Genomic DNA, 4,011 nt, shown 5'->3' with positions numbered 1-4,011 from the left:
TTGCCGCTCGGAATGAGGTAGTTCCTGCCGTAGCCGTCCTTGATCGTGACCAGCTCACCCTTGGCGCCCAGCCGAGGGATGTCCTCTGTCAGAATGACCTTCATGTTTCTTCCCCAGGTCTCGGTGTTCTCTCGGGTTGCCTCTAACCGTGCCGATGGTGCTTGCCGGCGTACGGAAGGAGCGCGATGTAGCGCGCCCGCTTGACGGCGTGCGCGAGCTGTCGCTGATGTCTGGCGCAGGTGCCGGTGACCCGGCGCGGGATGATCTTACCCTGCTCCGTGATGAACCGCATCAGACGCTTCTCGTCCTTGTAGTCGATCCGCTCGATCTTGTCCTGGCAGAAGCGGCAGATCTTGCCGCGTGTTCGGCGTGGCATGCGTTTCCTCCGCTCGACCGTCAGTCGTTCTGGTCTTCCTTGACGATGATCATGTGTCTCAGGATGTTCTCGTCCAGACGGAACAGCTGCTCGAGTTTCTCGATGGCAGCGGGGTCCGCCTCGAACGAGAGGAACGTGTAGTGCCCGTCGCGCTGGTCCTCGATCTCGTAGGACAGGCGCCGCTTGCCCCAGCGATCCCACTCGCCGGGGGCTCCGCCTGCCTCACGGATGGTCCCCTCGACCTTCTCCACCGCGGCGTCGAGCGCCGCGTCCTCCAGCGCGGGGGCGAAGATGAACGTCCCCTCGTACTTCCGTGCCATATCGGGCCTCCTCCCGGTCTCTTCCCGGCCCCGCGAACCATGCGCGGAGCGAGGAGCTTGCCTCCCGGACGCCCATCGCCCGGGTGCGAACACCATGATCGATCATCGCGCGGAGACGTCTCAGTTGAACCGCACCAGCATGACGTCTCCGTCGGTCATCACGTAATCCCGGCCTTCGGTGCGAACGTCGCCGCTCTCGCGGGCGGCATGCATGGAGCCGGCCTCGATGAGCTTCTCGAACGGAACGACCTCGGCCCGTATGAAGCCGTGGGCCATGTCCGTGTGGATCGTCCCGGCCGCCTCGACCGCCGTCGCGCCCCCCTGTACCGTCCAGGCCCGGACCTCGTCTCCCTTGATGGTGAAGAACGTCACCAGTCCAAGAAGCCGGTAGCCCGCCCGGATCAGTCTGGGAAGCCCCGCCTCCGACAAACCCCAGGCGGCCACGAACTCGCTCCGGTCCTCGGCGTCGAGTGCCGCCAGTTCGGCCTCGAGGCGCGCCGACAGGGGCACGACCTTCCAGTCGGGTTCCCCGGTCGCCTCCGCCAGCCGCTCGACCCACGTTGACGCGGTCCCTACGTCATCCTCACCGATGTTCGCGACGTAGAGCGTGTCCTTGTCGGTCAGGAAGCGGTAAACGGACAGGTGTCCCCTGTCGCTCTCAGACAGCCCCGCGTCGGCGATGCGCGTTCCGGCGTCGAGCGCGTCGCGGGCCCGCTCGAGCGCGTCGGCCAGTTCGCCTGCCTCCTTGTCACCGCGGCCCGCGTCCTTCCGCGCCTTCTCGAGGTTCCGCTCGGCCGTCTCGAGGTCGGCCAGCAGAAGCTCGGTCCTGATGATGTCGATGTCCCTGGACGGATTCGTCTCGCCCTCGACGTGGCTGACAGATGCGTCCTCGAAACACCGGACCACGTGAACGACGGCGTCGACGTCCCTGATGTTCGCGAGGAAGCGGTTTCCCAGTCCCTCGCCGAGACTCGCGCCGCGGACCAGTCCCGCGATGTCAACGAAGCGGACCGTGGTCGGTGTCAGCTTCTCGGGCTCGAGGAGCTCCCCGAGCCTCGTCAGTCGTTCGTCCGGCACGGGGACGACGCCGACGTTGGCGTCGACCGTGCAGAAGGGGTAGTTGCTGCAGGCCACCGCGGTGCCGGCGAGCGCATTGAACAGCGTCGACTTGCCGACGTTCGGCAGACCCATGATGCCCAGCGCCAGTGCCACGGATCCTCCCTCTGTGGCCGCGTCAGGCCCTAATCCACGAAGAGCGGTGCCAGAACAAGTGCGATGACCGACATGAGCTTGATCAGAATGTTGATCGACGGCCCGACCGTGTCCTTGAGCGGGTCGCCGACCGTGTCGCCGACCACCGCCGCCTTGTGTGCGTCGGAGCCCTTGCCTCCGAAGTGACCTTCCTCGATGTACTTCTTCGCGTTGTCCATCGCTCCGCCGGAGTTTGCGGTCTGGATGCCCAGGACGACGCCCGTGACGACCGAGCCGACCAGAAGTCCTGCGAGCGTGTGTTTGTCGTAGAACCCGACGATGACCGGCACGAGAATGGCCAGGAGCCCGGGCTTGAGCATACCCCGGATCGCTCCCCTGGTGCTGATGTCGACGCAGGTCGCTGAGTCGGGCATGACCTCACCCTTCAGCAGCCCCGGGATCTCGCGGAACTGCCGGCGGACCTCGTCGATCATCTTGAAGGCGACGTGCGAGACGGCCTGGAAGAGCATCGAGGAGAAGAAGAACGGCAGCATGCCGCCGATCAGGAGTCCGGCCATGACCTTCGGGCTCGAGAGGTCGGCGACCGTGATGCCGGCCGACGCCATGTAGGCCGAGAGAAGCCCGATGGCCGCGAAGGCCGCCGAACCGATGGCGAAGCCCTTGCCGATGGCGGCCGTCGTGTTCCCGACCGCGTCGAGATTGTCCGTGATCTCGCGGACCGACGGGTCGAGACCCGCCATCTCCGCGATGCCGCCGGCGTTGTCGGCGACCGGTCCGTACGAGTCGACCGCGACGACCATGCCGGTGGTCGCCAGCATGCCGAAGGCCGCCATGGCGATGCCGTACATGCCGGCGAAGTGATGCGCCACGACGATCGCGATCCCGAGAACCAGCACGGGGACAGCCGTGCTGGCCATCCCGACGGCCGTGCCGCTCGTGACGGTGATGGCCGGTCCCGTCTGGGAGGCCTCGGCCAGCTCCTTGACGGGCTTGTACTTCGAGCTCGTGAAGAACTCGCTGACGAACCCGACGATGACGCCGCTGGCTATTCCCGCGAGCGTTGCGAAGAACGGCCCCATGGCGCTGTACTCGGTGCCGCCGACGCTGAACGGTGTGCCCATGCCCCGGATGATGAAGAAGCTGGCGAGCGCCGTGAGGCCCGCGGCGACGTAGGTGCCGCCCATCAACGCGCCCTGCGGGTTCCTGCGGCCCACGGCCTTGACGAACAGGATGCCTATGATCGACGCGATGATCCCGGCCGCCGCGATGGAGAGCGGCAGCGCCATCAGCCGCTCCGAGATCGTGGCGCCGGCGACGAGCGCCGAGGCGAGCGCCATGCTGGCGATGATCGACTCGACGTATGACTCGAGAAGGTCGGCCCCAAGTCCGGCCACGTCTCCGACGTTGTCCCCGACGTTGTCCGCGATGACGGCTGGGTTCCTCGGGTCGTCCTCGGGTATTCCGGCCTCAACCTTCCCGACGAGGTCGGCGCCCATGTCGGCGCCCTTGGTGAAGAGCCCGCCGCCGGACCTGGCGAAGAGCGCCGCGAGACTGGCTCCCATCGCATAGCCGTTGACGATGACCGGCTCCCGGAAGAGCCAGTACACGGCAAGCAGTCCGAGAAGCGCCATGCTCGCCACACTCATGCCCATGACCGAGCCGGCGGAGACTGCGACCCCCAGAGCTCCCTTGACGCCGCCGTCCACGGCGGCCTGAGTTGTGCGGGCGTTCGCCTTTGTTGCGATGCTCATGCCGACGAACCCTGCCAGACCCGAGATGACGGCGCCGAATGCGAATGCGACGGCCGTCCGCCAGCCGAGCGGAAGGTCCGGGTTGCCGGAGAGTGTCGGTGCGAGCGCGATGAGTGCCGCCACGACGACAACGAGGATCGCCACATAGCTGTACTCGCGTCTCAGGAACGCTCTGGCGCCCTCCTGGATCGCGTGAGAGATGCGAACCATGAGCTCGTTCCCGGGATCGCTCCTGAGGACCTCCCGGGCGAGGATCAGCACGAACACCAGGCCGGCAACGCCCGATGCAAACGGCAGAACGAGCTGTCCCATTCAACCTCCTGCGCCGCCCTCGGAGCCGGGGGCTTCGAGT

The 4,011-nt window shown here is 66.6% G+C and carries 5 protein-coding genes; all 5 read right to left on the bottom strand.

The window, feature by feature from the left end; genetic code table 11:
- Positions 1-104 (bottom strand): 50S ribosomal protein L9 (locus GF405_06985; GenBank protein MBD3367900.1); only part of this gene is annotated, 104 nt, incomplete at its 3' end.
- 38 nt (positions 105-142) lie between these two features.
- Positions 143-376 carry a 30S ribosomal protein S18 gene (gene rpsR / locus GF405_06980; GenBank protein MBD3367899.1) on the bottom strand — a complete coding sequence of 78 codons (234 nt, stop codon included), beginning with the start codon at positions 374-376 and terminating at the stop codon, positions 143-145.
- 20 nt (positions 377-396) lie between these two features.
- Positions 397-792 (bottom strand): 30S ribosomal protein S6, encoded by a 396-nt coding sequence (rpsF, locus tag GF405_06975; GenBank protein MBD3367898.1) that lies wholly within the window; start codon positions 790-792, stop codon positions 397-399.
- 24 nt (positions 793-816) lie between these two features.
- Positions 817-1,902, bottom strand: a complete 1,086-nt coding sequence (ychF, locus tag GF405_06970) for a redox-regulated ATPase YchF (protein MBD3367897.1) — start codon at positions 1,900-1,902, stop codon at positions 817-819.
- Between the two features lie 35 nt (positions 1,903-1,937).
- Positions 1,938-3,971 carry a sodium-translocating pyrophosphatase gene (locus GF405_06965; GenBank protein MBD3367896.1) on the bottom strand — a complete coding sequence of 678 codons (2,034 nt, stop codon included), beginning with the start codon at positions 3,969-3,971 and terminating at the stop codon, positions 1,938-1,940.
- Between the last annotated feature and the right edge of the window lie 40 nt (positions 3,972-4,011).

Source organism: Candidatus Effluviviaceae Genus V sp., from assembly GCA_014728125.1.
GTDB lineage: Bacteria > Joyebacterota > Joyebacteria > Joyebacterales > Joyebacteraceae > WJMD01.
This window is presented reverse-complemented; position numbering and strand designations above follow the sequence as displayed.

Excerpts from the sequence above, each read along its gene's own strand:
- rpsR (MBD3367899.1), bottom strand. The coding sequence starts at position 376 with ATGCCACGCCGAACACGCGGCAAGATCTGCCGCTTCTGCCAGGACAAG.
- rpsF (MBD3367898.1), bottom strand. The coding sequence starts at position 792 with ATGGTGTTCGCACCCGGGCGATGGGCGTCCGGGAGGCAAGCTCCTCGC.
- GF405_06965 (MBD3367896.1), bottom strand. The coding sequence starts at position 3,971 with ATGGGACAGCTCGTTCTGCCGTTTGCATCGGGCGTTGCCGGCCTGGTG.